Genomic DNA, 24703 nt, shown 5'->3' on the forward strand with positions numbered 1-24703 from the left:
GCGTGATCCGAAGGTGTCACCGCAAACGCATGGCCGCAATGCGACAAATCCCTCTGGCCCGCGTCGCCATTCTGCTATAGGGGTGCGCACTTGCAAACAGGATCGCCAGAGACATGACCACACGTGCCGGATTTATCGCCCTGATCGGAGAGCCCAACGCAGGCAAATCCACCCTCCTGAATCGCATGGTCGGGGCCAAGGTTTCGATCGTGACGCATAAGGTGCAGACCACCCGCGCGCGCATTCGCGGCGTGGCGATGGAGGGCGACGCGCAACTGGTCTTTGTCGACACGCCGGGCCTGTTCAAACCCCGCCGCCGTCTGGACCGCGCCATGGTCGCCGCTGCGTGGGGCGGGGCCGCGGATGCCGATGTCGTTGTGTTGATGGTCGAGGCCCATCGTGGGATCACCGAAGGGGTCGAGCGTATCCTTGAGGGGCTGGAAGAGATCGGGCAGGGACGCACTGTTGCGCTGGCGATCAACAAGATCGACAAGGTGCCATCCGAGAAGCTGCTTGCGCTGACCAGCGATCTGAACGGGCGTTATCCGTTTGCCGAAACCTTCATGATTTCCGCCGAAAAAGGCCACGGGGTCGACGACCTGCGCAAATGGCTGGCCTCGGAACTGCCGGAAGGCCCGTGGCTGTATCCCGAAGATCAGATCGCCGATCTGCCCCTGCGCATGATCGCCGCCGAGATGACGCGCGAGAAGCTGACCCTGCGCCTGCATCAGGAACTGCCCTATCAATTGACCGTCGAGACCGAGAACTGGGAAGAGCGTAAGGACGGCTCGGCCAAGATTGATCAGGTCATCTACGTCATGCGCGACGGTCACAAAGGGATTGTTCTGGGCAAGCGCGGTGAGACGATCAAGGCCGTCAGTCAGGCCGCACGGGCGGAACTGGAAGAGTTCCTCGACCGCAAAATCCACCTGTTCCTGCAGGTCAAAATCCGACCCAATTGGCTTGAGGAATCCGAGCGCTATTCGGAAATGGGTCTGGATTTCAAAGACGGCAACGCATGACCCGCCTGACAGCCGAGTTCTGGGTCCATGCCTATTTGGCACGGCTGCGCTTTCAGGAAATCCCGGCCTTTGTCGTCGCCCATGGAGACAACACCGCCGGGGCAGTACTGGTCAAACTGAACACGCTGGACGGTCAGGCCATCGCGTTCCAGCGCAGCTTTGACCTGATGAGCGGTGAGCGGATGTGGATTGAACTCTCCTCTGGCCCCGAAAGCGACGTTGACGAGGCCATCCAACGCCAACGCCGCTTTGATCCCGACCTTTGGGTGATCGAGGTCGAAGATCGGCAGGGACGGCATTTGCTCGGGGAAGAGGGGTTGGAATAAGCTTGGCAGTTGGGTCTTTTACGCGCCGCTCAAAGCGACTATTTTGATGCAGGATGTGGTTGGGAAAACTGGCCTGATTTTGGAATAGCGCAAGACAATGAGGTGTTTGCTTGGCTGAAACGCTTGCGGAGAAACTGGAAAAATCCGAGCTCGGTCACTGGATGCAGCGGTTCGAGGGGTTCATGGTTTTCATCGGGGTCGTTGGTCCTTTTGCCACGCTTCCGCAGTTAATCAAACTCTATTTCACCCACTCGCAGCACGCGACCGGCCAGTCCCTGTTGTCCTGGTCCCTTTATGCTGCGCTGTCGTTTCTGTGGTTTGCCTATGGGTTGGTCGTCGGCAAACTGCCCATCTATGTGGGCAACGGGATTTCGATGGTGCTGAACCTTCTGATGGTGATCGGCATTCTGATCCACGCGGGTATGACCTTCTGAGGCGGGCGTTCAGCCTGCATCGCCAAAATAGACAAAGCTCATTTTGTTCCCGTCCGGGTCGCGCGCGTAACCGGCATAGAAGTTAGGGCCATACTGAGGCCGGTCGCCCGGATCACCTTCGTTCGATCCCCCATTGGCAAGCGCCGCCGCATGCGCCTCGCCCACTTCCGCTTTGCTTTCGCACAGCAGACCAACCATGTTTCCGTTTCCGACTGTCGCCGCCTCTTTGTCAAATGGCGTCGCGACCCACATGGACCCACCGCCCCGCAGTTCATAGCAGACCGCGTGCGGCATATATTCAGCGATGACCTTGCCGCCGATTTTGGGCACAACCGCGTCGTAATAGCTACGGGCTTTTTCGACATCGTTTGAGCCGATCATGACGTAGTTAAGGGACATCTGCTGAATCCTTACGTTGAGAACATAAAGGGAATAATAAGGGAACATTACTGCGTTAACAGGTTTCACGCAACGTGTTTTTGGAGGCCTGTAAAACCACCCTGATCCGTTTCTATCTTGAACCTGTAACAGCGTTGAGATTTCCTGCGCACATATCTGATGACCTAACGAGGCCAAACGTGGACTGGCGCGATCACGGCATACTTCTGACCTCTCGCCGCCACGGTGAAACCGCCGCGATTATTGAGGTCTTCACCGAAGCCCACGGACGCCACGCCGGGGTGGTGCGCGGCGGTACCAGCCGCAAGATCTCTCCGATCCTGCAGCCGGGCGCGCAGTTGGACGTGCTGTGGCGGGCCCGGTTGGAAGAGCATATCGGCACATTTCAGGTCGAACCGCTGCGATCCCGCGCGGCGGCAGCGTTTTCGGGGCGGCTGGCATTAGCGGGTCTGAATGCGGTGGTGTCCCTGCTGTCTTTCTGCCTGCCTGAACGCGAACCGCATCCCGCCATCTACAAGCAGACCGAACAGCTTATGGACCTTCTGGGGCAGGACGACATCTGGCCGCTTGCTTATCTGCGGTGGGAGGTGGCATTTCTTGAGGAGTTGGGGTTTGGGCTGGACCTGACCACCTGTGCTGTGACCGGATCCACCGAGGGGTTGGTCTTTGTCTCGCCCAAGACCGGGCGGGCGGTTAGCGCGGCAGGGGCGGGTGACTGGGCGGACCGGTTGTTGCCGCTGCCGCCTTGCCTGCGCGGCGAGGGGGCCGCACCGGATACCGAAATCGTCGATGCCTTGAAAACGACAGGGTATTTCTTGCACCACCGCGTGGCCCCGGCCTTGGGGCACACACCATTGCCCGAAGCGCGGGCAAGGTTTGTGGATCAGCTTACTCGGCGCCTGTGAACACCATCTCGTGCCCGTCGTCGTTGCGCAGGATCAGCACATCGCCGGACACTTCGGATTGGGTCATGGTCAGCAGGGCGGCAAAGTACATACCTTCCTGCTCAAGCTCGGGGCAGGCGGCGCGTGTGGCGCTCAGGTCCTGAACCTCGAACCACGGGTATGGCGCGTTCAGGCTGCCTTTATAGCTGTTGCAGGGGGCTTGCCCTGCGATCCGCCCCTCTTCCGGGAATTGTAGCAGCGCGTTTGCGGAATAGGCCTGCCCATCGATCTCTTGCAGTTTCCAGGTCTGGTCGGCAGCGCCATAGGCAGCCAACGTCTCGTCCTGTTGGCATTGAAACAGCCCCATCAGCGGCAGGATCAAGGCATAGCGGATCATAGCAACCTCCTTCGGACCGGGGTCTTTGCAATACGCGTTTAGGCCGCTGCGTTTGGGCTGGTCAAGTCGTTGCAAGCCTTTGTGCGAAAGGCGAGATGCTAGAACGCCAGTTCGCCGCTCAGCAATTGCTCTCGTACCTCCAGCCGTGGACGCCAGTTGTATCTTGTGTCATTTCGGACGGGCGCCCAGAACAACGCGCCGCTTTGACGCCAGGGGTCGAGGATCAGGCCGTCATACATGGAATCCCCCTTGGCGCTGATCAGGGCCGAATGGTGGATGATCCGAAACTCTGTCGGTGGGGATGTGGCCCAGTGCAGGTCCAGCGTCCGGAAATTCTCCTGCCGCAACCGTGTGGTCATTGCCTGTGCCCAGTCATTGCACAGGCCCTTTTCGCGAAGGCCGTTAATGATCTTTGCGTTGTGAATGATCGCAGGGTCGGTGACGTTCCACTCTTGCGCCAGTTGCCGAGAGTAGCTGTAGGAAATCTGCGCCGCCGTACGCGCCTCGACCGGATCGACATTTGGTCCAAGGGACTGAATGGCCTGTGCCAGCGCATCGACATCGGTCTGGCTGGCGATTGGCACGGTCTTTGCGCACCCCGCCAAGGCAAAGGATACCAAGGTCGCCAAAAGCAAAAAAAGTCGTCTGGTCATTTCGGGTGCCTGTAAACCGTTTTGAGGGTCGTCGGGGCGCTCTAACCGGGTTTCGGGTCAATTTCAAAGGGGAAGTTCCGACCTCGGCGGATCACATCCAATTCCCATCGGCGCGGCACCCTGGATCCAGGCAAAACGGTCAACGAAAGAAAAAGACCCGGCGCAAAGGCCGGGTCAGTTGGGGAAACAGGAGTGCCGAATTCGGTCAGCCGAGCAGACGTCGTGCGATGACCTGTGCCTGAATTTCGGCGGCTCCCTCGAAAATATTCAGAATGCGTGCGTCGCATAGGACGCGGCTGATCTTGTATTCCAGTGCAAAGCCGTTGCCGCCGTGGATTTGCAGCCCGTTGTCGGCGGCAGCCCAGGCGACACGCGCGCCCAGCAGCTTGGCCATGCCTGCCTCAAGATCGCAGCGGTGACCATGATCCTTTTCCCATGCCGAGAAATAGGTCAACTGGCGCGCGATCATGATCTCGACCGCCATCATCGCCAGCTTGCCCGACACGCGCGGGAAGTTGATCAGCGATTTGCCAAACTGTTTGCGATCCTGCGCGTATTGCATGGCGATATCCAGCGCGCTTTGGGCCACGCCAATGGCGCGGGCAGCGGTCTGGATGCGGGCGGATTCAAACGTCTCCATCAGCTGTTTGAAGCCTTTGCCCTCTTCGCCACCCAGCAGGTTTTCACCCTTGACCTTGAAGCCGTCAAAGCCCAGCTCGTATTCCTTCATGCCGCGATAGCCCAGCACCTCGATCTCGCCGCCGGTCATACCGGGGGTGGGGAAGGGGGCGTCATCCGTGCCGGGGGTTTTCTCGGCCAGGAACATGGACAGGCCACGGTGATCGGTGGTGTCAGGATCGGTGCGCGCCAACAAGGTCATGACATGGGTGCGGGCCGCATGGGTGATCCAGGTCTTGTTGCCGGTGATCTCATAATCACCTTCGGCATTCTTGACCGCGCGGGTGCGCAAGCTGCCAAGGTCCGAGCCGGTATTGGGTTCCGTGAAGACGGCGGTGGGCAGAATCTCGGCGCTGGCCAGTTTAGGCAGCCAGTTGGCCTTTTGCTCATCCGTACCGCCCGCCAGGATCAACTCGGCCGCGATCTCGGACCGGGTACCCAACGAGCCGACGCCGATATAGCCGCGCGACAGTTCCTCGGACACGACGCACATCGAAGCTTTGGACAGACCGAAACCGCCGAACTCTTCAGGGATGGTCAGACCGAACACGCCCATTTCGGCTAGTTCCTCGATGATTTCCATCGGGATCAATTCGTCCTTGAGGTGCCAGCCATGCGCATTGGGCTCGACCTTTTCGACCGCATAGCGGCGGAACTGGTCGCGGATCATTTCAAGCTCTTCATCAAGGCCCGAAGCTCCGAACATGGCAGAACCGGCTTGCGCCTCCATCAGCTCGACCAGCCGCGTCCGAGCGGCCTGCGAGTTGGCCTGCGCCATCAGAGTTTGAATTTCCGAACTTTGGAAGTTGGACAGCGCGTCCCAGCCAAGGCCCAGATCCTGCAGGCGCACAAGCTCGCCCTGGTTCATTGGGATGCCGCCCGCGACCTGATGCAGGTATTCCCCAAAGGCGATCTGGTGCAGCAATTGCTCGATTTCGCCAAATTTGCCGTCTGCGTCCAACGCTTCGGCCCAGCGCTGCATCTGCTTCAACGACTGGTAGTAGGTGGCCAGCCAGGCCAGCCCGTGTGCGGCCGTTTGGTTGGCTTCGATCAGGGCGCCGGACACGCGACCGTCGGATGTCACCATCTCGCGAACCGAATTGCGTGCCTTCTCGAAAACGGCTTCGACAGCCGGGACGGCCTGCCGGGTCAAGGTCAGAAGATCGGGCAAAATCGCGTGTGTGGTCATCTGGGTCATATCCTGTCCGTCATGGGCCATGAATCGTGTCCTTTTCTGGGTCGTCTGGTCATATCATTTTGCACATGCAGCGCAACAAAAATACGTATTACGTGGCGATAAAGTTCGAAAATTTCCCGGTCGTTTTGCAGTGCAGAATGGGTTCATTGGGGGAATTAGCGGCAAATCCGTTGATTTCCACAGGGCCGGGCCGGGGTCAAATTGGGGGTATTTGTCGCAGGCCCGGGGGCGTCAACCATCTGGCGATGACAGCGCCTCAGCGCCGTTTGTCGGCAAAGCGAAAGGCGAAATAGAGCCCGAGCATCAGGAAGAACAGGCCCGAGATGTCGCCGATCAAAAAGGCGATATACTCGACCGTCGCGCTGCCAAAGGCCAGATTGGTCAGGCCCGAAACCAGAAAGGATGTGACGATCCCAACGCCCATCACGCAAATCCAGCAGGGCTTTTTGTCGGGGCGTGGGAACAGGTCCCATCTGGCCCATTTCAGCAGGTAGAAGACGAACGGAACGGTCGTGACAGCGATTGCCATCGCCATCAGGCGACTGGGCAGGAAAACATCCGTTCCCCCCAGAAAGGCGAAGACCAGAAAAACGCCGGGCAGCAGAGCAAAGATCGCGCGCCAGCCCAACAGCCAGGCGGAAAGCACGCGCACGCCATGGGGCAGGAACAGCAGGCTGGCCCGGCTTGGGTATTCCGGAAAGAACATGTTCTGAAGCGGCATCAGAACCTCGAAGGTGAGGAACGACGCGACCACATAGGCCAAAGAGGCAAAGAAGGTTTCAGAGGCCCACTTGCGCACCGGAACTAGCCACCGATGCGCCCAAGGCCCAGCTTATCTGGGCGCATGTACGATATAACGTCCCCGGTTGGCATTGCCGCTTTGCGACAGATAGCCTTTTTCGACCAGAGATTTCAGCGCGCGGAAAAATGTCGGGCGCGAGACGCTCTGAACCAGTGTGTGTTCGATCAGACCAAAGGTGCGAACCTCCTGATCGGCCTTGGAAAGTTCCTCGGCGGCGTAGTAGATGTCACGCTCAACCGGGGATAGCTTTTCCAGCCCCAGCGTTCGCTCCATGCTTTGCATCAGCTTGCGCAGTTCGGTCAGTTTCGAGATTTCGGTCATAATTCTTACCTGTCTTTGTCCGTGCCAAACGCCGTCCAGTCACGACGGTTCAGAACACGCTGATCGCGAGATATGTCAGCAAGTCCCATATTGACACTCATCCCCATGCCAGTAGACTACCAGTCTGATTAGGTTGCCCAATTTGCCGAGGTGAGTGTGCTGGCTTAGGCAACCCAAAGGTCTTTTAAGTTTCGGCCCGGTGCAAATGCGCCGGGTCTTTTCGGTTTAATGACCCAAATCCCTATCCCAACCAGGCATTCAGAACAATAAATTTGTTCGTGAGGTGCGTCAGTTGCAGCTCTGGGTTGATCATCAGTGGATTCGCAAGCGCAGAAAAAAGGGGCGCGGACGCCCCTTTATCTGGATCAGCCGATTGCGACGGCTTTGATGTCCTCGTCGATGAAGGGGACATATTGTTCGAAGTTTTCGGCAAACATCTGCACCAGCTTTGCGGCCTGCTTGTCGAACGCTTCCTGGTCATCCCAGGTGCGGCGCGGATCCAGCAGAACCTCGGCGACGCCGGGCACTGTGACCGGGACGTCAAAGCCAAAGTTGGCATCCTTGCGGAATTCAGCGTCGCGCAGTGAGCCTTCCAGAGCCGCTGTCAGCAGCGCGCGGGTCGCGCGGATCGGCATCCGGCTGCCAACGCCATAAGCCCCACCGGTCCAGCCGGTATTCACCAGCCAGCAGGTCGCGCCATGCTGGGCGATCTTGTCGCGCAGCAGGTTGCCATAGGCCTCGGGACGGCGCGGCATGAACGGCGCGCCAAAGCAGGTCGAGAAGGTCGGCTGCGGTTCGGTCACGCCCCGTTCGGTGCCCGCCACCTTCGAGGTGAAACCCGACAGGAAGTGATACATCGCCTGCGCCGGTGTCAGCCGCGCGATCGGAGGCAGCACGCCGAACGCATCGCATGTCAGCATGATGATGTTCTTCGGATGCCCGCCCAGCGCGGTTTTCGACGCGTTCGAGATATATTCCAGCGGATAGGCGCAGCGCATGTTCGCGGTCAGCGAATCGTCGTCGAAATCCAGTTCCTTGGTTTCGGGATCGAAGACCATATTCTCGATGACGGTGCCGAATTTGCTGGTCGTCGCGTAGATTTCTGGCTCGGCCTCGGCGCTCAGGTTGATGGTCTTGGCATAACAGCCGCCTTCGAAGTTGAACGTGCCGCGATCCGACCAGCCGTGTTCGTCATCCCCGATCAGGATCCGCGACGGGTCCGCCGACAGAGTGGTCTTGCCGGTTCCCGACAGGCCGAAGAACACGGCAGTATCCACCGGGTTGCCAACCGCGTGGTTGGCCGAGCAGTGCATCGGCATCACGCCTTTTTCCGGCAGCATGTAGTTCAGCAGGGTGAAGACGGATTTCTTGTTCTCGCCTGCATATTCCGTGCCACCGATCAGGATCAGCTTGCGGTCGAAGTTCATTGCAATCACGGTATCGCTGCGGCAGTCGTGCTTGGCCGGGTCGGCCTGGAAGCTGGGGCAGTTGATGACAGTGAAATCTGCGATGAACTCGTCCAGATCCTCACGATCCGGGCGACGCAGCAGGTGGCGGATGAACAGGTTGTGCCAGGCCAGTTCGGTCACCATGCGCACATTGATCGAATAGGCCGGATCGGCCCCGCCGACGAGATCCTGCACGAAATAGTCACGACCCTTCATATGCTCGACCATGTCGTCATAAAGGGCGTCGAAACCTTCCGGGCTCATCGCCGCGTTGTTTTCCCACCAGATGCTGTCGGCCACACTGTCGGTTTTGACGACGTGTTTGTCCTTGGGCGAACGGCCGGTGAATTTACCGGTAGTGACCAGAAAGGCCCCGCCATTGCCAAGGGTGCCTTCGCCCCGCTTGAGGGCCTCTTCGATCAGCGCCGGTTCCATGAAGTTGTAATAGACATTGCCCAGACCCTCGATGCCCTGATCTTCGAGGCGGAATTGCGGGTTAACCCGTCCAGATGTCATGCGTATCTTCTCCTGTGCGGCGCGGCGGCGGTTGGCCGGGTGCGCTCTTGGGGCATTTTGCCGGGACATACCGGCCGATGGGCGGGTCTTATCACGGTCGTTTGGGGCATGAACAGGACGGTTTGGCGCAGTTAGCGCAACCAAGTTAAAGTTTAGCGCCACCAAAGATTTCCTGTCGGAAAACCGGGCAGCATTTTGCGGGCAGCAAGGCATTTTTGCCTCATAGCTGCCGCAACAATGGCACGATTCGCAGTTACGCATTGATTCGGCGCATCAAAAACGCCAACAATGCCTTACAAAAAAGCGTATTATTGCGTAAGTGAGCAGGAATAGGGGTAAGCCCGATGTCAAAGATTGCACTGGTGGATGACGATAGAAACATTCTGACGTCCGTATCCATGACGCTCGAGGCCGAAGGGTTCGAGGTTGAAACTTACAATGACGGTCAGGCCGCGCTGGACGCGTTTAACAAAAAGCTGCCGGACATGGCCGTTCTGGATATCAAGATGCCGCGCATGGATGGCATGGATCTGCTGCAGCGCCTGCGCCAAAAGACGCAGATGCCGGTGATCTTCCTGACCTCGAAAGACGATGAGATTGACGAGGTTCTGGGTCTGCGCATGGGCGCGGACGACTACGTGAAAAAGCCGTTCTCGCAGCGTTTGCTGGTCGAGCGCATTCGCGCGTTGCTGCGGCGGCAAGAGGCAACCAGCGGTGACGCTTCGGCCGCCAACACCGGCGACACCAAAGTGATGGAACGCGGCGACCTGCGTATGGATCCGCTGCGCCATGCGGTCACCTGGAAGGGGACGGATGTGTCCCTGACCGTGACCGAATTCCTGTTGCTGCAGGCGCTGGCGCAGCGTCCGGGATTTGTCAAAAGCCGGGATCAGTTGATGGATGTGGCCTATGACGATCAGGTCTATGTGGACGACCGCACCATCGACAGCCACATCAAGCGGCTGCGCAAGAAAATGCGTGCTGCTGATCCCGAGTTTTCGGCTATCGAAACCCTTTATGGTATCGGATACAGATACAACGAAGAATAGGCGCGGCCATCTACAAGGGGTAATGGGGTCCCGTGCGCGACACCGAACAAGCCAATGAATTGCGCGACGGTGATGTCGTTCTTGGGGATGACTGGGTCATCCCGCAAGACCCCGAGTCTGCAGAGTTAAGCGCAAAACGATCCCGCAGAAACCTGTTTTCGCTGCGTGGCTCGCCTCTGGCCCGCAAGATCATCACGTTCAACCTGATTGCCCTTGTGATCCTTGTCACGGGGTTGCTTTACCTGGATGACTCGCGATCCGAGCAGGTGCAGCAGACCGCGCGCAACCTGATCGGAGACGCGCATCTTGTCAGCAACGTGTTTGAGACGCAGCTGCGGCAGGGCGCGGTGCAATCATCACGCGATGCGGCCCAGCTTGATGTAAAAGACACGCTATCCGGCCTTCGCCTGCCCGAAGGGGGAGAGGTGTTTGTCTACGACTCCCGCGGTACCCTGATCGGCTGGACCCGCGGCGCGCCACAGGCATCTGACATGCCCATCCTGTTGCGATCGGACGCGGATATGCAGACCGGAGGCACCGTCATCAGCGATGCACTCAACGCGGTCTGGACGGGTCTGTCGCGGGTTTTCAACTGGTCGTCCGACTCCGAGGCACCGACGCTGGCGCAGCAGGTTCAGGCCATAGTCCCACAAGCTTTGGCGGGTCAAAATCAGGTAAAGGCAGTGCAGGATGACGCGGGCGACACTGTGATCGTGGCCGCGGCACCTATTCTCTACGAAGGCATCCCAGCCGGTGCTGTCGCAATATCCGGCCCTGCCGGTGAGATTGACGCGCTGGCTAGGCGCGAGCAGGAGCGCATTTTGCAGATGTTTGTCGTCGCCCTGCTGGTCTCAGTCGGTCTGAGTCTTGTTCTGGCTTCGACCATTGCCAACCCGCTGGCCGACCTCGCCTCGGCGGCGGAAATGGGCAAGGACCGGGGCACCGGGGTCAATCCGGGGCGTATCCGCATCCCGGACCTCAGCGCGCGACCGGATGAAATCGGTCGGCTCAGCCGTGCGTTGCGTGGCATGGTCACTGCGCTTTACAACCGGATCGATGCGAACGAACAATTTGCCGCTGACGTTGCGCATGAGATCAAGAACCCTCTGGCCAGTCTGCAATCTGCTGTCGGCACGCTGCGCATGGTCAAACGCGATGATCAGCGCGAAAAATTGCTTGGTGTGATCGAGCATGATGTGAAGCGGCTGGATCGGCTGGTCAGCGACATCTCGAATGCCTCGCGATTGGATGCGGAACTGGTCAAGGAAGAAGAACAACCCTTTGACCTGCTCAAGCTGCTGGGCAATATCGGGCAGTTTTTGGGTGAAGATGCCCGCTCGCAGGGCATCGACTATATCACTGACCTGCCGTCGGATCCGATTGTGATCAACGGGCTCGAGGCGCGATTGGCACAGGTTTTCGTCAACCTGATCACCAATGCGATTTCCTTCTGCGAAGAAAGCGACGCCATCCGGGTCTGGGTGCGCCAGCGCGACAATCGCGTGCTTGTGGTGGTCGAAGATACCGGCCCCGGCATCCCGGAACAGGCCCTGACCAAAATCTTCAAACGGTTCTATTCGCAACGCCCGGCTGAGCATTTCGGCAACAACTCGGGCCTTGGGCTGGCGATCTCGAAACAGATTGTCGAGGCGCATGGCGGTGTGATTTGGGCCGAAAACATCCGCCCGACCGAAGCGGACGTCACCTCGGACCCGCTGGGTGCCCGTTTTGTCGTGGGGCTGCCTGTCTGAGGTCATGACCATTCCGTCCCTGACAGATGCGGTGAACCGGGACAGCGCCCGCGTTCACGCCAGTTGCGTCGCCGCCGGTGACCACGGCCTGCTGATTGTGGGCGCATCGGGGGCCGGAAAGTCGTCGCTGGCGCTGCAGATGATGGCTCTGGGTGCTGTGCTGGTCGGCGATGATCGCATTGATCTGGCGATGCGCGACGATCAGATCATTGCCTCCGCAGTCCCCGAAATCGCGGGTCTGGTCGAGGCGCGCGGGATTGGCCTGCTTCGGGCGCAACATACAGAGCCTGTGCCGCTGCGCCTTGTCCTCGACCTTGACCAGCCCGAACCCGCACGCCTGCCGGAACCCGCCACGACCCCGTTGCTGAGGCAAACTGTTCCCTTGCTTCGCGGCGCAGGCGTGCCCAATTTGGCACCAGCCCTGATGCAACTTCTTAGAATGGGACGCGTAGACCCGGAATGGCCGAACAAATGACATCGCAAAAGCGAATCGTTCTGGTGACCGGACCATCGGGCGCGGGCCGCTCGACCGCCATTCACGTGCTGGAAGATCTGGGGTTCGAAGCGATTGACAACCTGCCCATGGGCCTGCTGGCGCGACTGCTTGAAGGCGCCGAGCCTGACCGGCCCATGGCGCTGGGTATCGACGCGCGCAACCGCGATTTCTCAACTATCGGGTTTATCGAACTGGCCGCAAAACTGGGTCGGATGACGCAGGTGGATCTGACCGTTCTGTACCTTGATTGCAGCGACGAAGTCCTGCTGCGCCGCTTTTCGGAAACCCGCAGGCGTCACCCTGTCGCCCAGGATGCAGGGCCGGAAACCGGTGTGCGGCGCGAGAAAGAGCTGCTGGCCCCCATCCGCGAGATTGCCGACACCCTGATCGACACCAGCACCCTGAACGTGCATCAGCTGCGCGAAGAGGTCGAGCGCTGGTTTGCCCCTCAGGGCGGGCGGCATCTGGCGGTATCAATCGAATCCTTCTCGTATAAACGCGGCCTGCCACGCGGGTTGGATATGGTCTTTGACTGCCGATTTCTCGCCAACCCCTATTGGCGACCCGAATTGCGGTCCGAGGATGGTCGAAACCCGGATGTGGCGCGCTATGTCCAGTCAGATGCAAATTACGCGCCGTTCTTTGACCGCGTCATAGATCTGCTGAACCTGCTGCTGCCAGCCTTCCGCGCCGAAGGCAAAGCGCATCTGTCTGTGGCCTTCGGTTGCACCGGCGGGCAGCACAGATCGGTGGCGATGGCGGAAGCGGTTGCAAAGGCCCTTGCGGAAGGGGGGCAGCAGGTGGCAATTAGGCACCGCGAGATGGAACGTCGATCGTTGAATGTGAGGCCGGATTGATCGGGATTGTGATCGTAGCGCATGGGGGTTTGGCTCAGGAATATCTGGCCGCCATGCAGCATGTGGTCGGGCCGCAGCCCGGCCTGAAAGCCATTGCGATCGAGGCCGATCATGACCGCGACGAAAAACAGGCTGAAATCTGTCGTGCCGCGGATGAAGTGGACTTGGGCGACGGCGTTGTGATCGTTACGGATCTGTTCGGCGGCAGCCCCTCGAACCTCAGCCTGCGGGCCTGTGCCCCTCAGGATCGCCGAATCCTTTATGGGGCCAACCTGCCCATGCTGATCAAATTGGCCAAAAGCCGCCACCTGCCGGTCCCTGATGCCGTGCGGCAGGCGATGGAGGCTGGACGCAAGTACATCAATGCGCAAAATGTGACATTGGATTAAGACCGGACTCATTGAAATGACCAACCGAAGCTTGAAAATCATTAACGAAAAGGGCCTGCACGCCCGCGCGTCCGCCAAGCTGGTCGAGGTTGTGGAAGGCTTTGACGCCAGCGCCGAAGTGTCCAAAGACGGCCTTTCTGCATCCGGAGACAGCATTATGGGCCTTTTGATGTTGGCAGCCTCGCGCGGAACGACTATTGACGTCGAGACGTCCGGGCCGGATGCTGAGGCATTGGCAGAAGCTCTGGAAACGCTTGTGAATGACAAGTTCGGAGAGGGGTTCTAAGGCTGCCCCGCGGGACAGAAAGAACGGGAAGACCAGGAATTGGCGGAAACAACGCACGAGACCAAGACAGGCCCGGTGGTTGATGGGACCGAAGACCAAGGCGAAATCTACGACCGTAGAACCCTGACCTACGCGAACTCGTTCGACGATGCCTGGACCTCGACCGCCATTCGCGCCATCGAATGGTGCACCGGCAAACTGACCATTTTGCGGATGGTCAACAAGTTCGAGAAAAAGAACGAATACTATCGGGGCCAAAGGTTCTGGGGCGGTGCTCTGGCAACCATGGGCATCGACCTGACCACACCCGAGGAACAGATCGCCCGCATCCCCAAGACAGGGCCGGTTGTTGTCGTGGCCAACCATCCGCATGGCATGGTGGACGGCATGATCCTGGCCGAACTGATCGGACGCGTGCGCAGCGATTATCGCATCCTGACCCGGTCCGTGCTGACCGGGCTGGACGAGGCTGCGACCTCATTCATGATTCCGGTTCCCTTTCCGCACGACCCCGAAGCACAGGCAAAAATGCTTGAAATGCGCGGCAAGGCCATGGAGCACCTGAAAAACGGCGGCGTTGTCGCGCTGTTCCCCTCGGGCGTTGTTATGTCTTCGGACGACTGGTTCGGCCCGGCGATCGAGCGGGAATGGAACGTCTTCACCGCCAAGATGATCCGACGCTCGGGTGCGCAAGTGCTGCCGATCTTCTTCCCCGGCAGCAACTCGCGCTGGTATCAGATCGCCAATAAACTGTCGCCGATCCTGCGGCAGGGTCTGCTGCTGCACGAAATCGTCCGGTCCTGCAAGAAACCGCAATCTCCGGTTATCGGCGAGCCGATCAATGACGACGACATGCAGTTGCTGGAACGCGACCCGCGTGGCTTCATGGCATGGCTCAGAAACCGTACCATGTCTCTGGGAACATCAGACAAACCCTGATCCGACCTTCATCTGGCCAGAAATATCCCGGGGGTGAGCCCGGATGAAATCCGGGCGAGGGGGCTGGCCCCCTGTTACCGCGTCGGAACAGGCACTTCGCCCCGATAGTCATAAAACCCGCGTTCGGTCTTGCGGCCCAGCCAACCGGCCTCGACATATTTCGTCAGCAGCGGGCAGGGGCGATATTTGGTGTCCGCCAAGCCATCATGCAACACGTTCATGATCGCCAGGCAGGTGTCCAGCCCGATGAAATCGGCCAGTTCCAGGGGCCCCATCGGATGGTTCGCGCCCAGCTTCATGGACTGGTCGATGGATTGCACATTCCCAACGCCTTCATACAGGGTATAGACCGCCTCATTGATCATCGGCATCAGAATGCGGTTGACGATGAAGGCCGGGAAATCCTCGGCGCTTGCGGCTGTCTTGCCCAGACGGTCCACCACTGCCTTGCAGGCTTTGAACGTTGGTTCATCCGTGGCAATCCCCCGGATCAACTCGACAAGCTGCATGACCGGCACCGGGTTCATGAAGTGGAACCCCATGAACCGCTCGGGCCTGTCCGTGCGGCTGGCCAGTCGGGTGATGGATATGGACGAGGTATTCGAGGTCAGAATCGTATGCGGCTGAAGATGCGGCTGCAAATCCTCGAAAATCGCCTGTTTGATGGTCTCGCGTTCGGTCGCGGCTTCGATCACCAGATCGGTTTGCCCCAGTTGCGGCAGCTCCAGCGTCGTTGTGATCCGTTTCAAGGCGGCGTGCATCGCGTCATCGCTGATCTTCCCGCGTGACGCCTGCCGGGCCATGTTGCCCTCGATCGTCGTCAAGGCGCGATCCAGGGCCTCCTGACTGACATCATTCAGCAAAACGTCATAGTCCGCCAATGCCAGCACATGGGCGATCCCGTTGCCCATCTGACCTGCGCCAATCACTCCGACCGATTTCACATCCATATTCAGCTGCCTTTGCCTTGCGCGTTACGGCGACAGTATCGGCAGTTCGGGGCTTGCGGCAAGGGGCTGAGGTCGCTCGAATTCGCTTCAAATGCGCACATTAGGGGAATCTCAACATCCGGGGCGGCAAGATGGCAACCGGGTGAAAATTGGGTGAGTGAGATGAGCTATCATCAGACAGGCTCGGGCATGGCCGAGGATGACGTATGCCAGTATGACGGAACCAGATTGTGGTTTAGGGGGCCGCCCTGCGCGCTGGACCATCCGTTTATCGCCTGTATCGGCGGGGATGAAACCTTCGGGCGCTTTGTCGATTCTCCGTTTCCGGATGCAATGCAGACGCAAATGGGTGAAACCTGCGCCAATTTTGGCAGCCTGTTCGCCGGTGTCGAGGCGCTGACGCGCGATCAAGGTCTGCTGAAACTGGCAAACCGGGCGCAGAGATGCGTGATCCAACTGCCTCAGGTTCATGGCCAGTCGAACCGGTTTTACCGCGTGCATCCCCGCCGCAATGACCGGTTTCTGGAACCAACGCAGGACCTGCTGGATTTGTATCCCGACATCGACTTCACCGAAGTGCATTTTGTGCGTCACTTACTAAAGCGCCTGCAGGCAAGACATGATGCACGGTTCGAAGTGATCGCACATGAACTGCGTCAGGGTTGGTTGCGGTCCCTTGGCACGTTTCTGGGACAGCTGGACCCACAGACGGTGCTGCTGCATCTGCAGATTCAGCGGGTTCATACGATCGAGGACGACCCCATCCCGGTGAACGCCAGCATGGTCGAGGCGTTGAGGCCGCAGGCCGCGCGGGTAGTCACGTGCTCGGCCGCCGTGTCCGGCGCGTCGGACACGCTTGAGGATATGCTGTTCGGGACGCTACAGCAGCCGATGGCAGAACACATGCTTGGCCCGGCCGCGCATAGGCAGATTGCTGAGGCGGTTGTGCCGGTCCTGAGGGACCTGAACGCATAAGGCCCGCCAATGGCGGGCCTTTGCTAACGTCACTTTGAAAGACCTGGGGTCTTTGCTCAGCCGAGTTTCTCGGTCAGTTCCGGCACGGCCTGGAACAGGTCGGCGACCAGTCCGAAGTCGGCGACCTGGAAGATCGGCGCTTCTTCGTCCTTGTTGATCGCAACAATGACCTTCGAGTCCTTCATGCCCGCCAGGTGCTGGATCGCGCCCGAGATGCCGACGGCAACATACAGATCGGGGGCAACAACCTTACCGGTCTGACCCACCTGCCAGTCGTTTGGCGCATAGCCCGAGTCCACCGCCGCGCGCGAGGCACCAACCGCCGCGCCCAGCTTGTCGGCCAGCGTTTCGATCAGTTTGAAGTCCTCTTCCGAGCCGACACCACGGCCGCCCGAAACAACAACGCCAGCCGAGGTCAGTTCCGGACGGTCGCTCTCGGCCACCTTGTCCTCAACCCAGGACGACAGACCTTCGGAACCCGGAACCGCAACGGTTTCAACCGATGCCGAACCACCTTCGCCCGCTGCGTCAAAGGACGCGGTGCGGATGGTGACGACTTTCTTGGCGTCGTTCGATTTCACGGTCTGGATCGCGTTGCCCGCATAGATCGGACGCTCGAAGGTCGAGCCGTCAACCACGCCGGACGCATCCGAGATCACCATCACGTCCAGCAGCGCAGCAACGCGCGGCATCACGTTTTTGGCGTCGGTGGTCGCAGGGGCAACGATGTGCTCGTAACCGTCGGCCAGCGACACGATCAGGGCTGCGGTCGATTCCGCCAGGCGGTGGCCCAGCGATGCGTCTTCGGCAACCAGAACCTTCGAGACACCGTCGATCTTTGCAGCAGCCTCACCAGCTGCGGCAGCGGAACCGCCAGCGGCCAGAACGGTGATGTCGCCCAGCGACTTGACGGCGGCTACGGCCTTGGCGGTGGCGTCCAGCGACAGCTCGCCATTGTTGACTTCAGCCAGAAGAAGAACAGCCATTACACAGCCCCCGCTTCTTTGAGTTTCCCGACCAGCTCGTCAACCGAGCCTACGATGATGCCTGCGGCACGTGCCGGCGGCTCTTCGGTCTTGACGATTTCCAGACGCGGCGTGACGTCGACGCCGTAATCGGCGGCGGTTTTCTCGTCCAGCGGCTTTTTCTTCGCCTTCATGATGTTGGGCAGCGACGCATAGCGCGGCTCGTTCAGGCGCAGGTCAACGGTCACGATGGTCGGCATCTTGACGCTGATGGTCTGCAGACCGCCGTCAACCTCGCGGGTGATCTTGGCGGTGTCGCCTTCGATATCCAGTTCGGACGCGAAGGTGCCTTGCGACCAGCCCAGCAGGGCCGACAGCATCTGGCCGGTGGCGTTCATGTCGTTGTCGATCGCCTGCTTGCCCGCCAGAACGATGCCGGGCTGCTCTTCCTCGACCACTTTGGCCAGGATCTTTGCGACGGCCAGCGGCTCGATGTCCTGATGGACGTCATCGGCGGCAACAACCAGAATGGCGCGGTCTGCACCCATGGCCAGCGCGGTCCGCAGGGTTTCCTGCGCCTGCTTGACGCCGATCGAAACGGCAACCACTTCGTCAGCTTTGCCCGCTTCTTTCAGGCGGATCGCTTCTTCCACCGCGATCTCGTCGAACGGGTTCATCGACATTTTGACATTGGCGAGATCAACACCGCTACCGTCCGCTTTCACGCGGACCTTCACATTATAGTCAATCACGCGCTTGACAGGCACGAGTACCTTCATTTTGCGCTTTCTCCTCACAAAAACGGTAAGTCGCAACGCGACTCCACCAATGCTCTCGGACGACTGAATAGCGTCTCAATTCACGGTGCAACAGGGCAAAATCGTCACGTCAGGGGCTCGGGACGTCGCGTTTCGTAATTTTTGACGCCACGGCGGAAAATAACAGTGCGGGGTGGGGCCGATTTTTGAGCATGCGGGATCAGGCATGTCGTGGCGTCAAACAACTGGGTCTCAGCCTGTTACGGGGCAACGCTCGTTCGTGCCTGCGGGGATTGAGCCCTAGGCTTTGCCCTTCCGGCCGCCAGAACGTCCACTGGACGTTTCGCCGCTTTCAGCGGTTCGCGCCCGGAACCCACAAGACGTCGTCTTTGCCGTTGTTGTTGGCGCACCGTGCGGCGACAAAGAACCAGTCGCTCAGGCGATTGAGGTATTTGACGGCCACCGCGTTCACCGGCTCCATGTTTGTCAGTTCAACGGCAAGCCGCTCGGCCCGGCGTGACACGGTGCGGCACACATGCAATTGGGCCGCCAGACGCGATCCGCCCGGCAGAATGAAGCTGCGCAAGGGTTCCAGATCGGCATTCATCGCGTCGATCTCGGCCTCCAGCCGGTCGATCTGGGCCGGGGCGATGCGCAAGGGCGGGTAATCGGCCTCGGCATCCTTTTCCATATCGGGGCGACAGAAATCCGCGCCCAGATCGAACAGATCGTTCTGGATTCGGGCCAGTGCGGCATCGGTTGGACCATCAGCCTCGGTCCGCGCCACGCCGACAAAGGAATTCAACTCGTCCACGGTGCCATAGGCCGCCACACGCCCAGAGTATTTGGCGACACGTTCTCCGTTCCCCAGCGCAGTCTTACCGTCATCGCCTGTGCGGGTGTAGATTTTGTTGAGTACGACCATTTACTGCGCTCCCTGTCCGCTGAGATAGACGTAGAGAAGGATCAAAACGACGGCAATGAACTGAAACAGGATACGCAGCCGCATCATCTTGTTGCTTTTCTTTGCAGCCGCCATGCCGCCTTTGCCGAAATTCGCGATGCCAAGGGTCAGCACGACGACCACCGCCGCCATGGCCAGAAGCAAAACGACCATCAATAGGTCCATCAGGTATCACCGTCTGCGTTTTAGTTTCGTTGGACCTGATCTAGCCCCACAAGATCAAAAAGCGAACCAGTAATTTCGTCTCAGATGCGGGACAGAATCCGGTCAATCGCCGCGGTCGGCAGAATCCGACGCAAGTATCCGGCGATATAGGTGGGTGTGGTCACATAGTATCGGGGCTTTGGTCTGCGCGCTTCAACCGCGTGCGCGAGTTTGGCCGTTACGGCTGATGCCGGAAGTTCGAACCTATCTGGACCCGAGCTTTCGTACAGCCGTTTGAGCAGCGTTTCTTCATATTTCTCGCGCAGCGCCGAGGTTTCCCAGTCGATGAACCGTTCAAAGACAGGGATAGCTTTTTCCCGCAGCTTCGAGGTGATCGGGCCTGGTTCAATCAGGATCACCCGAATACCGGTGCCCCGCAATTCAAGGCGCAGCGTATCGCTGAGGCCTTCAATCGCGTATTTGGTCGCGACATAAGCCCCGCGCCACGGAAACGCGACCAGTCCCAGAACCGACGAACACTGCACTATCCGGCCATGCCCCTGCTCCCGCATGACGGGAATCACCTCGCGTGTCAGCTCGTGCCAGCCAAATACATTCGCTTCAAAGATATGGCGCAAACCATCTGTCGGAACGTCTTCGACGGCGCCGGGCAGCCCGTGCGCGCCGTTGTTGAACAGCGCATCCAGCGTGCCGCCGGTGGCCGAAAGAACCTCGGCCAGACCGGCCTTGATGCTATCGGCGTCCTGATAGTCAATTCTGGGGCTTTCGAACCCCTGGGCGCGCAGCCGGTCGCAATCGCGTTGCTGACGGCACGAGGCAAGAACCCGCCAGCCGCGCGCACGCATACCGTGTGCCGCGTCAAGGCCAATGCCGGATGAGCACCCGGTAATGAGAATCGATTTCTGCATGAGAATCCCGCCCCAGAATGTCACCAATAGCTATGGCGGGCATTGGGGCAGGACAATGACGGGCAACCTTAGTCTTGGGTTTTTTGAACAAGAGATGCGGAAATCCATCCGATCTGTTGCCCGGGCAACACGCGAAGGCGCAACCAGCCGGTTCCGGACTCGCTCAGCACTTCGACCTTTTGGCCGATCCGGGCCTTGCCAATGATCGGATAGATCGTTCCGGGCCCGTCACGCATGTTGACGCGCGTACCCGAGATTTCCCGGATGTCTTTTGCGGGTTCAGTCAGCACCGGCACCTCTACGACCTCGGGGTCGGCGTCGGTTGCGACTTGTTGCAACGAGGTTATGCCGTCTTCCAAAGACGCCAGTGCCAGCGTCACGGTCTGGTCTTCAAACAGCGACGGATTGGCCTGCAGCCCCGCAGCAACCTGCGCCAACAGGGCTTTGGTCTCATCCTCGGTCAGGGCCGGTTCAGGCTGAGCCAGGGCATCAAGCGCAGGCGCTGGTTCCACAGCCGGTTCAGGGGCAAAGCTGACCTGCGTTACCAGATCTTCAACTGGGGCCGGGGCCTTGGGTTCGGGGGTTGGCTGGAAGGCCGCCGCCATGCGTTGCGGATTATCGGCCCGCAATCCACGCGGTTCGAAATCAGGACCGTCGCTCATCACGTAAAAGGCCCAGCCGAGTGCGGCAAAAGTAATCAGTATCAGGCGCGTCATGGCGCATCCCCCAAGGTCAATCGTTACAACAACAGAACAAAAATTTTGGCAGCAATCATCCAATTGTTGGGATGGTACCATAATTGAGTGGCCGAGTCGAAAATTCGGGGAAAACACCAGCTTGTCTCCCCCTGTTGCAAAAAGCGCGACTTGTCCCCAGCAAAATGCACTCTGCTTGCTTTACCCAGACGGCCTAGCGTCGTATCACATCATGTATGAATGACACGATCGACGACCCCAATATGGAGGCTCCCGATAACGGGGGTGAGGTAGCCGAACCCCTGCGCCGCGCGATTGGTGAGCGCTATCTGACCTATGCGCTGTCCACCATCATGCACCGCGCCTTGCCGGATGCGCGGGACGGGTTGAAGCCGGTTCATCGGCGAATCCTCTATGCGATGAGAGAGCTGCGACTCAGTGCAACCGGAGGTTTCAGGAAATCTGCCAAGATTTCCGGCGATGTGATGGGCAACTATCACCCGCATGGGGACGCTGCGATCTATGACGCGATGGCGCGTCTGGCGCAGGATTTCAACGTGCGTTACCCGCTGGTCGACGGGCAGGGGAACTTCGGCAATATCGACGGCGACAACCCGGCGGCCTCGCGCTACACCGAGGCACGGATGACCATCGTGGCCGAGGCGCTGCTTGAGGGTCTGAACGAGGACGCTGTTGATTTCCGCGACAACTATGATGGGACGCTGACCGAGCCGGTTGTGTTGCCTGCGCAGTTCCCGAACCTGCTGGCCAACGGGGCCAGCGGTATCGCGGTGGGTATGGCAACGAATATTCCGCCGCATAATATCTCGGAACTCTGCGATGCCTGTCTGCATCTGATCAAGACGCCGGATGCCCGTGACGACACGCTGTTGAACTACGTGCCCGGCCCGGATTTCCCGACCGGCGGCGTTATTGTCGAACCGCCCGAGAATATCGCGCAGGCCTATCGCACCGGGCGTGGATCTTTCCGCCTGCGTTGTAAGTTCGAGGTCGAAGACCTCGGCCGCGGTCAATGGCAGATCGTTGTCACCGAGATTCCCTATCAAGTTCAGAAATCCAAGCTGATCGAAAAGATCGCGGAACTGATCCAGACCAAGAAAATCCCGATCCTCGCCGATGTGCGCGACGAATCCGCCGACGACATCCGCCTGATCCTTGAGCCGCGTTCGAAAAACGTGGACCCCGAGGTGCTGATGGGGATGCTCTACCGCAACTCGGACCTCGAGGTGCGGTTCAGCCTGAACATGAACGTGCTGATCGACGGGGTAACGCCCAAGGTCTGCTCGATGAAGGAAGTGCTGCGGGCCTTCCTCGATCACCGGCAAGAGGTGCTGATCCGCCGCTCGCGTCACCGTCTGGGCAAGATCGACCATCGGTTAGAGGTGTTGGAGGGCTTTATCGTCGCCTTCCTGAACCTTGATCGTGTGATCGACATCATCCGCTATGACGACGACCCCAAAGCCGCGCTGATGCGCGAGGATTGGGGTATTGATCATGTTCGCGCCACCGACGAGTCTGATTACGTCACGCCCAAACCGGGCGAGGGGGAACTGTCCGAGGTTCAGGTCGACGCGATCCTCAACATGCGTCTGCGCAGTTTGCGCCGTCTGGAAGAGATGGAGCTGGTGCGTGAGCGTGACGAATTGATGCTGGAGCGCGCCAACCTCGAAGACCTGCTGGCCGATCCCGCCCTGCAATGGGCCAAAATCGCCGAGCAGTTGAAAGAGACCAAAAAGACCTTCGGTAAAGACTACGAAGGCGGCGCGCGGCGCACTCAGTTTGCTGAGGCCGGACAGGTCGAGGAAGTGCCGCTTGAGGCGATGATCGACCGCGAACCTATCACGGTCGTCTGCTCTCAGATGGGCTGGATTCGCGCCATGACCGGCCATATCGACCTGAAGCGCGAGTTGAAGTTCAAAGACGGCGACGGCCCGCGTTTCATCTTCCATGCGGAAACAACCGACCGCCTGCTGGTCTTTGCCTCAAACGGACGGTTCTATACGGTCAGCGCGGCCAACCTGCCCGGCGGGCGGGGCATGGGCGAACCACTGCGCCTGATGGTTGATCTGCCGAACGAGGCGCAGATCATCGACATTCTGATCCACAAGCCGGGGCGCAAGCTGCTGGTGGCCTCGGATGCAGGCAACGGCTTTATGGTGCCAGAGGATGAGGTGCTGGCGCAGACACGGAACGGCAAACAGGTGCTGAACGTCAAAGGTGACGAAACAGCGATGATCTGCAAGCCGGTCGCAGGCGATCACGTAGCCGTGGTGTCTCAGAATGGCAAGTTCCTGGTCTTCCCGGCGGAAGAACTGCCCGAGATGACCCGCGGCAAGGGCGTGCGCCTGCAGAAATACAACATGGCGCGCGGTCGGCAGGGCACATTGGAACTGGATGGCGGCCTGTCGGACATCACCACCTTCAACTGGGAAGAGGGCCTGAAATGGTCCATGGGCGGCGACAAGACACGGCACGAGGCCGATATGTCCCAATGGCTGGCAAAACGCGCCAGCGTCGGGAAAAAGCCGCCTTACGGGTTCCCGCGCGACTATAAGTTCTCGTGATCTGAACAGGTCTCGGGTGGATTTCTGCCGATACGGCTTGGCACAACCCGTATCGGTGCGCTAGATCAAAGAAAACAGGCCTATCGAGACAAAACCATGCTTCGCATTCTGACGTTGATCACCGGACTGGCCCTGATGGGCGCGTGCACCCAGACGCAGGTTTATGAAGAACCCGAGTCGCTGGGCGAGTTCAAGCTGCGGGTGAATTACGCGTTTGCCGAGAAAGCCAAGCAGGGCCCGGTCTCGCGCGATGCCACGCCGCAGGAATGGGAAGATGCGATTCAGAACGCGGTGGATATCCGGCTGGGTCGCTATGAGGGCGCGCAGGATTACGACATCGGTATCAGCCTCGAAGGCTACATGCTGGCCCCTCCGGGCATTCCGGTCATCTACAACCCCAAAAGCACAGCGATTGTGCTGGTCAATGTCTACGACGTGAACAAGAAAGAATTTCTGGCCAAGGCCAAGCAGTTTCAGGTTCTTGAAGACACGACCGGAGGCAGCGCGCTGAAAGGGTCCGGCAATGAGCGGACCAAGGAAGAACAGATGAGCGGTCTGGCCCTGAAAGTGGCCGACCGGGTCGAGGAATGGCTGGCCGAGGAACACAGGGACAATGGTTGGTTCGACAAGCGCCCAGACCTGATCCAACCGCTCGAATCCACCGAGGTTACGCAAAATCCGGCGTGATCGGTGCATTTCCCCAAGGATGTGCTTGATTTTCCCCCGTGAACCAAATATCTCGCGCGCGCAGATGTAACCACGGGACCAAGGGTCCCCCAAATCGCAAAAGGGCGCCTGAGGAATGGCAAAGGAAAAGTTTGAGCGTACAAAACCGCACGTCAACATCGGCACGATTGGCCACGTTGACCACGGCAAGACCACGCTGACCGCAG

29 protein-coding genes are annotated in these 24703 nt (G+C 59.4%); 15 read left to right on the forward strand and 14 right to left on the reverse strand.

Features of this window, described 5'->3' with window-relative positions:
* Positions 1–113: 113 nt before the first annotated feature.
* The 3 genes from era (at position 114) to ACR0E6_RS16760 (ending at position 1782) form a co-directional block, all read left to right on the forward strand.
* Positions 114–1022 carry a GTPase Era gene (era, locus tag ACR0E6_RS16750; RefSeq protein WP_480585366.1) on the forward strand — a complete coding sequence of 303 codons (909 nt, stop codon included), beginning with the start codon at positions 114–116 and terminating at the stop codon, positions 1020–1022.
* On the forward strand, positions 1019–1348 hold the full coding sequence (locus ACR0E6_RS16755) for a DUF1491 family protein (protein WP_480585369.1): 330 nt from the start codon (positions 1019–1021) through the stop codon (positions 1346–1348). The genes era and ACR0E6_RS16755 overlap by 4 nt, the downstream gene beginning before the upstream one ends.
* 110 nt (positions 1349–1458) lie before the next feature.
* Positions 1459–1782 (forward strand): SemiSWEET transporter, encoded by a 324-nt coding sequence (locus ACR0E6_RS16760; protein WP_170454640.1) that lies wholly within the window; start codon positions 1459–1461, stop codon positions 1780–1782.
* Between the two features lie 9 nt (positions 1783–1791).
* Here the strand turns inward: ACR0E6_RS16760 and ACR0E6_RS16765 are convergent, their stop codons facing one another.
* Entirely contained in the window at positions 1792–2181 is a 390-nt protein-coding gene (locus ACR0E6_RS16765; protein ID WP_170454639.1) for a VOC family protein, read from the reverse strand.
* Positions 2182–2360: 179 nt separating this feature from the next.
* Here ACR0E6_RS16765 and recO point away from each other — a divergent pair, with 179 nt between their 5' ends.
* Entirely contained in the window at positions 2361–3086 is a 726-nt protein-coding gene (gene recO / locus ACR0E6_RS16770) for a DNA repair protein RecO (RefSeq protein WP_480585372.1), read from the forward strand.
* Here recO and ACR0E6_RS16775 read toward each other — a convergent pair.
* The 6 genes from ACR0E6_RS16775 to ACR0E6_RS16800 form a co-directional block, all read right to left on the reverse strand.
* Positions 3070–3462: an META domain-containing protein gene (locus tag ACR0E6_RS16775; protein WP_480585375.1), complete on the reverse strand. Its 393-nt coding sequence runs from the start codon at positions 3460–3462 to the stop codon at positions 3070–3072. The two genes, recO and ACR0E6_RS16775, sit on opposite strands and share 17 nt — an antisense overlap.
* Positions 3463–3560: 98 nt before the next feature.
* Positions 3561–4115, reverse strand: coding sequence for a hypothetical protein (locus ACR0E6_RS16780; protein ID WP_170624845.1), 555 nt, complete (start codon positions 4113–4115; stop codon positions 3561–3563).
* 205 nt (positions 4116–4320) lie between these two features.
* Positions 4321–6012 (reverse strand): acyl-CoA dehydrogenase family protein, encoded by a 1692-nt coding sequence (locus ACR0E6_RS16785; RefSeq protein ID WP_480585377.1) that lies wholly within the window; start codon positions 6010–6012, stop codon positions 4321–4323.
* Positions 6013–6247: 235 nt separating this feature from the next.
* Positions 6248–6790: a hypothetical protein gene (locus ACR0E6_RS16790; protein ID WP_480585380.1), complete on the reverse strand. Its 543-nt coding sequence runs from the start codon at positions 6788–6790 to the stop codon at positions 6248–6250.
* 33 nt (positions 6791–6823) lie between these two features.
* The gene (locus tag ACR0E6_RS16795; RefSeq protein ID WP_170454629.1) at positions 6824–7114 is read right to left on the reverse strand and encodes a hypothetical protein; all 291 of its coding nucleotides are present in this window, start codon (positions 7112–7114) and stop codon (positions 6824–6826) included.
* A 365-nt stretch (positions 7115–7479) separates the two neighbouring features.
* Positions 7480–9078: a phosphoenolpyruvate carboxykinase gene (locus ACR0E6_RS16800; protein WP_170737684.1), complete on the reverse strand. Its 1599-nt coding sequence runs from the start codon at positions 9076–9078 to the stop codon at positions 7480–7482.
* A 344-nt stretch (positions 9079–9422) separates the two neighbouring features.
* Between ACR0E6_RS16800 and ACR0E6_RS16805 the strand changes: the two genes are divergently transcribed.
* The 7 genes from ACR0E6_RS16805 to ACR0E6_RS16835 are packed head-to-tail and all read left to right on the forward strand — an operon-like array spanning position 9423 to position 14845.
* Positions 9423–10127: a response regulator transcription factor gene (locus ACR0E6_RS16805; protein ID WP_170454625.1), complete on the forward strand. Its 705-nt coding sequence runs from the start codon at positions 9423–9425 to the stop codon at positions 10125–10127.
* 32 nt (positions 10128–10159) lie between these two features.
* A complete protein-coding gene (locus tag ACR0E6_RS16810; RefSeq protein WP_480585383.1) occupies positions 10160–11878 on the forward strand; it encodes an ATP-binding protein in 1719 nt (572 codons plus the stop codon).
* On the forward strand, positions 11847–12353 hold the full coding sequence (locus ACR0E6_RS16815) for an HPr kinase/phosphorylase (protein WP_480585386.1): 507 nt from the start codon (positions 11847–11849) through the stop codon (positions 12351–12353). Before ACR0E6_RS16810 ends, ACR0E6_RS16815 begins: the two co-directional genes overlap by 32 nt.
* Positions 12350–13231 carry an RNase adapter RapZ gene (gene rapZ / locus ACR0E6_RS16820; RefSeq protein ID WP_170520727.1) on the forward strand — a complete coding sequence of 294 codons (882 nt, stop codon included), beginning with the start codon at positions 12350–12352 and terminating at the stop codon, positions 13229–13231. Before ACR0E6_RS16815 ends, rapZ begins: the two co-directional genes overlap by 4 nt.
* Entirely contained in the window at positions 13228–13620 is a 393-nt protein-coding gene (locus ACR0E6_RS16825) for a PTS sugar transporter subunit IIA domain-containing protein (protein WP_170454617.1), read from the forward strand. Before rapZ ends, ACR0E6_RS16825 begins: the two co-directional genes overlap by 4 nt.
* Positions 13621–13636: 16 nt before the next feature.
* On the forward strand, positions 13637–13906 hold the full coding sequence (locus ACR0E6_RS16830) for an HPr family phosphocarrier protein (protein ID WP_170380425.1): 270 nt from the start codon (positions 13637–13639) through the stop codon (positions 13904–13906).
* A 39-nt stretch (positions 13907–13945) separates the two neighbouring features.
* Positions 13946–14845 carry a lysophospholipid acyltransferase family protein gene (locus ACR0E6_RS16835; RefSeq protein WP_170454615.1) on the forward strand — a complete coding sequence of 300 codons (900 nt, stop codon included), beginning with the start codon at positions 13946–13948 and terminating at the stop codon, positions 14843–14845.
* 74 nt (positions 14846–14919) lie between these two features.
* Here the strand turns inward: ACR0E6_RS16835 and ACR0E6_RS16840 are convergent, their stop codons facing one another.
* On the reverse strand, positions 14920–15795 hold the full coding sequence (locus ACR0E6_RS16840) for a 3-hydroxybutyryl-CoA dehydrogenase (protein WP_480585389.1): 876 nt from the start codon (positions 15793–15795) through the stop codon (positions 14920–14922).
* Between the two features lie 162 nt (positions 15796–15957).
* Here ACR0E6_RS16840 and ACR0E6_RS16845 point away from each other — a divergent pair, with 162 nt between their 5' ends.
* Positions 15958–16770, forward strand: coding sequence for a DUF6473 family protein (locus ACR0E6_RS16845; protein ID WP_480585392.1), 813 nt, complete (start codon positions 15958–15960; stop codon positions 16768–16770).
* Positions 16771–16826: 56 nt separating this feature from the next.
* On the opposite strand, the gene ACR0E6_RS16850 is transcribed toward ACR0E6_RS16845, so the two are convergent.
* The 6 genes from ACR0E6_RS16850 to ACR0E6_RS16875 form a co-directional block, all read right to left on the reverse strand.
* On the reverse strand, positions 16827–17756 hold the full coding sequence (locus ACR0E6_RS16850) for an FAD-binding protein (RefSeq protein ID WP_170454611.1): 930 nt from the start codon (positions 17754–17756) through the stop codon (positions 16827–16829).
* Positions 17756–18514 carry an electron transfer flavoprotein subunit beta/FixA family protein gene (locus ACR0E6_RS16855; protein ID WP_170454609.1) on the reverse strand — a complete coding sequence of 253 codons (759 nt, stop codon included), beginning with the start codon at positions 18512–18514 and terminating at the stop codon, positions 17756–17758. Before ACR0E6_RS16855 ends, ACR0E6_RS16850 begins: the two co-directional genes overlap by 1 nt.
* A gap of 331 nt (positions 18515–18845) precedes the next feature.
* Positions 18846–19418, reverse strand: coding sequence for a cob(I)yrinic acid a,c-diamide adenosyltransferase (locus ACR0E6_RS16860; RefSeq protein WP_170454606.1), 573 nt, complete (start codon positions 19416–19418; stop codon positions 18846–18848).
* Entirely contained in the window at positions 19419–19622 is a 204-nt protein-coding gene (locus tag ACR0E6_RS16865; RefSeq protein WP_170454604.1) for a twin transmembrane helix small protein, read from the reverse strand.
* Between the two features lie 80 nt (positions 19623–19702).
* Entirely contained in the window at positions 19703–20530 is an 828-nt protein-coding gene (locus ACR0E6_RS16870; RefSeq protein ID WP_480585395.1) for an SDR family NAD(P)-dependent oxidoreductase, read from the reverse strand.
* A gap of 68 nt (positions 20531–20598) precedes the next feature.
* Positions 20599–21246, reverse strand: a complete 648-nt coding sequence (locus tag ACR0E6_RS16875; RefSeq protein ID WP_480585398.1) for an SH3 domain-containing protein — start codon at positions 21244–21246, stop codon at positions 20599–20601.
* A 215-nt stretch (positions 21247–21461) separates the two neighbouring features.
* On the opposite strand from ACR0E6_RS16875, the gene parC reads away from it, so the two are divergent.
* From parC to ACR0E6_RS16890, 3 genes are all read left to right on the forward strand, one after another.
* Complete coding sequence (gene parC / locus ACR0E6_RS16880; RefSeq protein WP_480585401.1) at positions 21462–23810, forward strand: DNA topoisomerase IV subunit A; 2349 nt, start codon at positions 21462–21464, stop codon at positions 23808–23810.
* A gap of 96 nt (positions 23811–23906) precedes the next feature.
* A complete protein-coding gene (locus ACR0E6_RS16885; RefSeq protein WP_170737700.1) occupies positions 23907–24497 on the forward strand; it encodes a hypothetical protein in 591 nt (196 codons plus the stop codon).
* Between the two features lie 115 nt (positions 24498–24612).
* Positions 24613–24703 (forward strand): GTP-binding protein (locus ACR0E6_RS16890; protein ID WP_215675807.1); only part of this gene is annotated, 91 nt, incomplete at its 3' end.

The organism is Ruegeria sp. AP12, assembly GCF_056540025.1.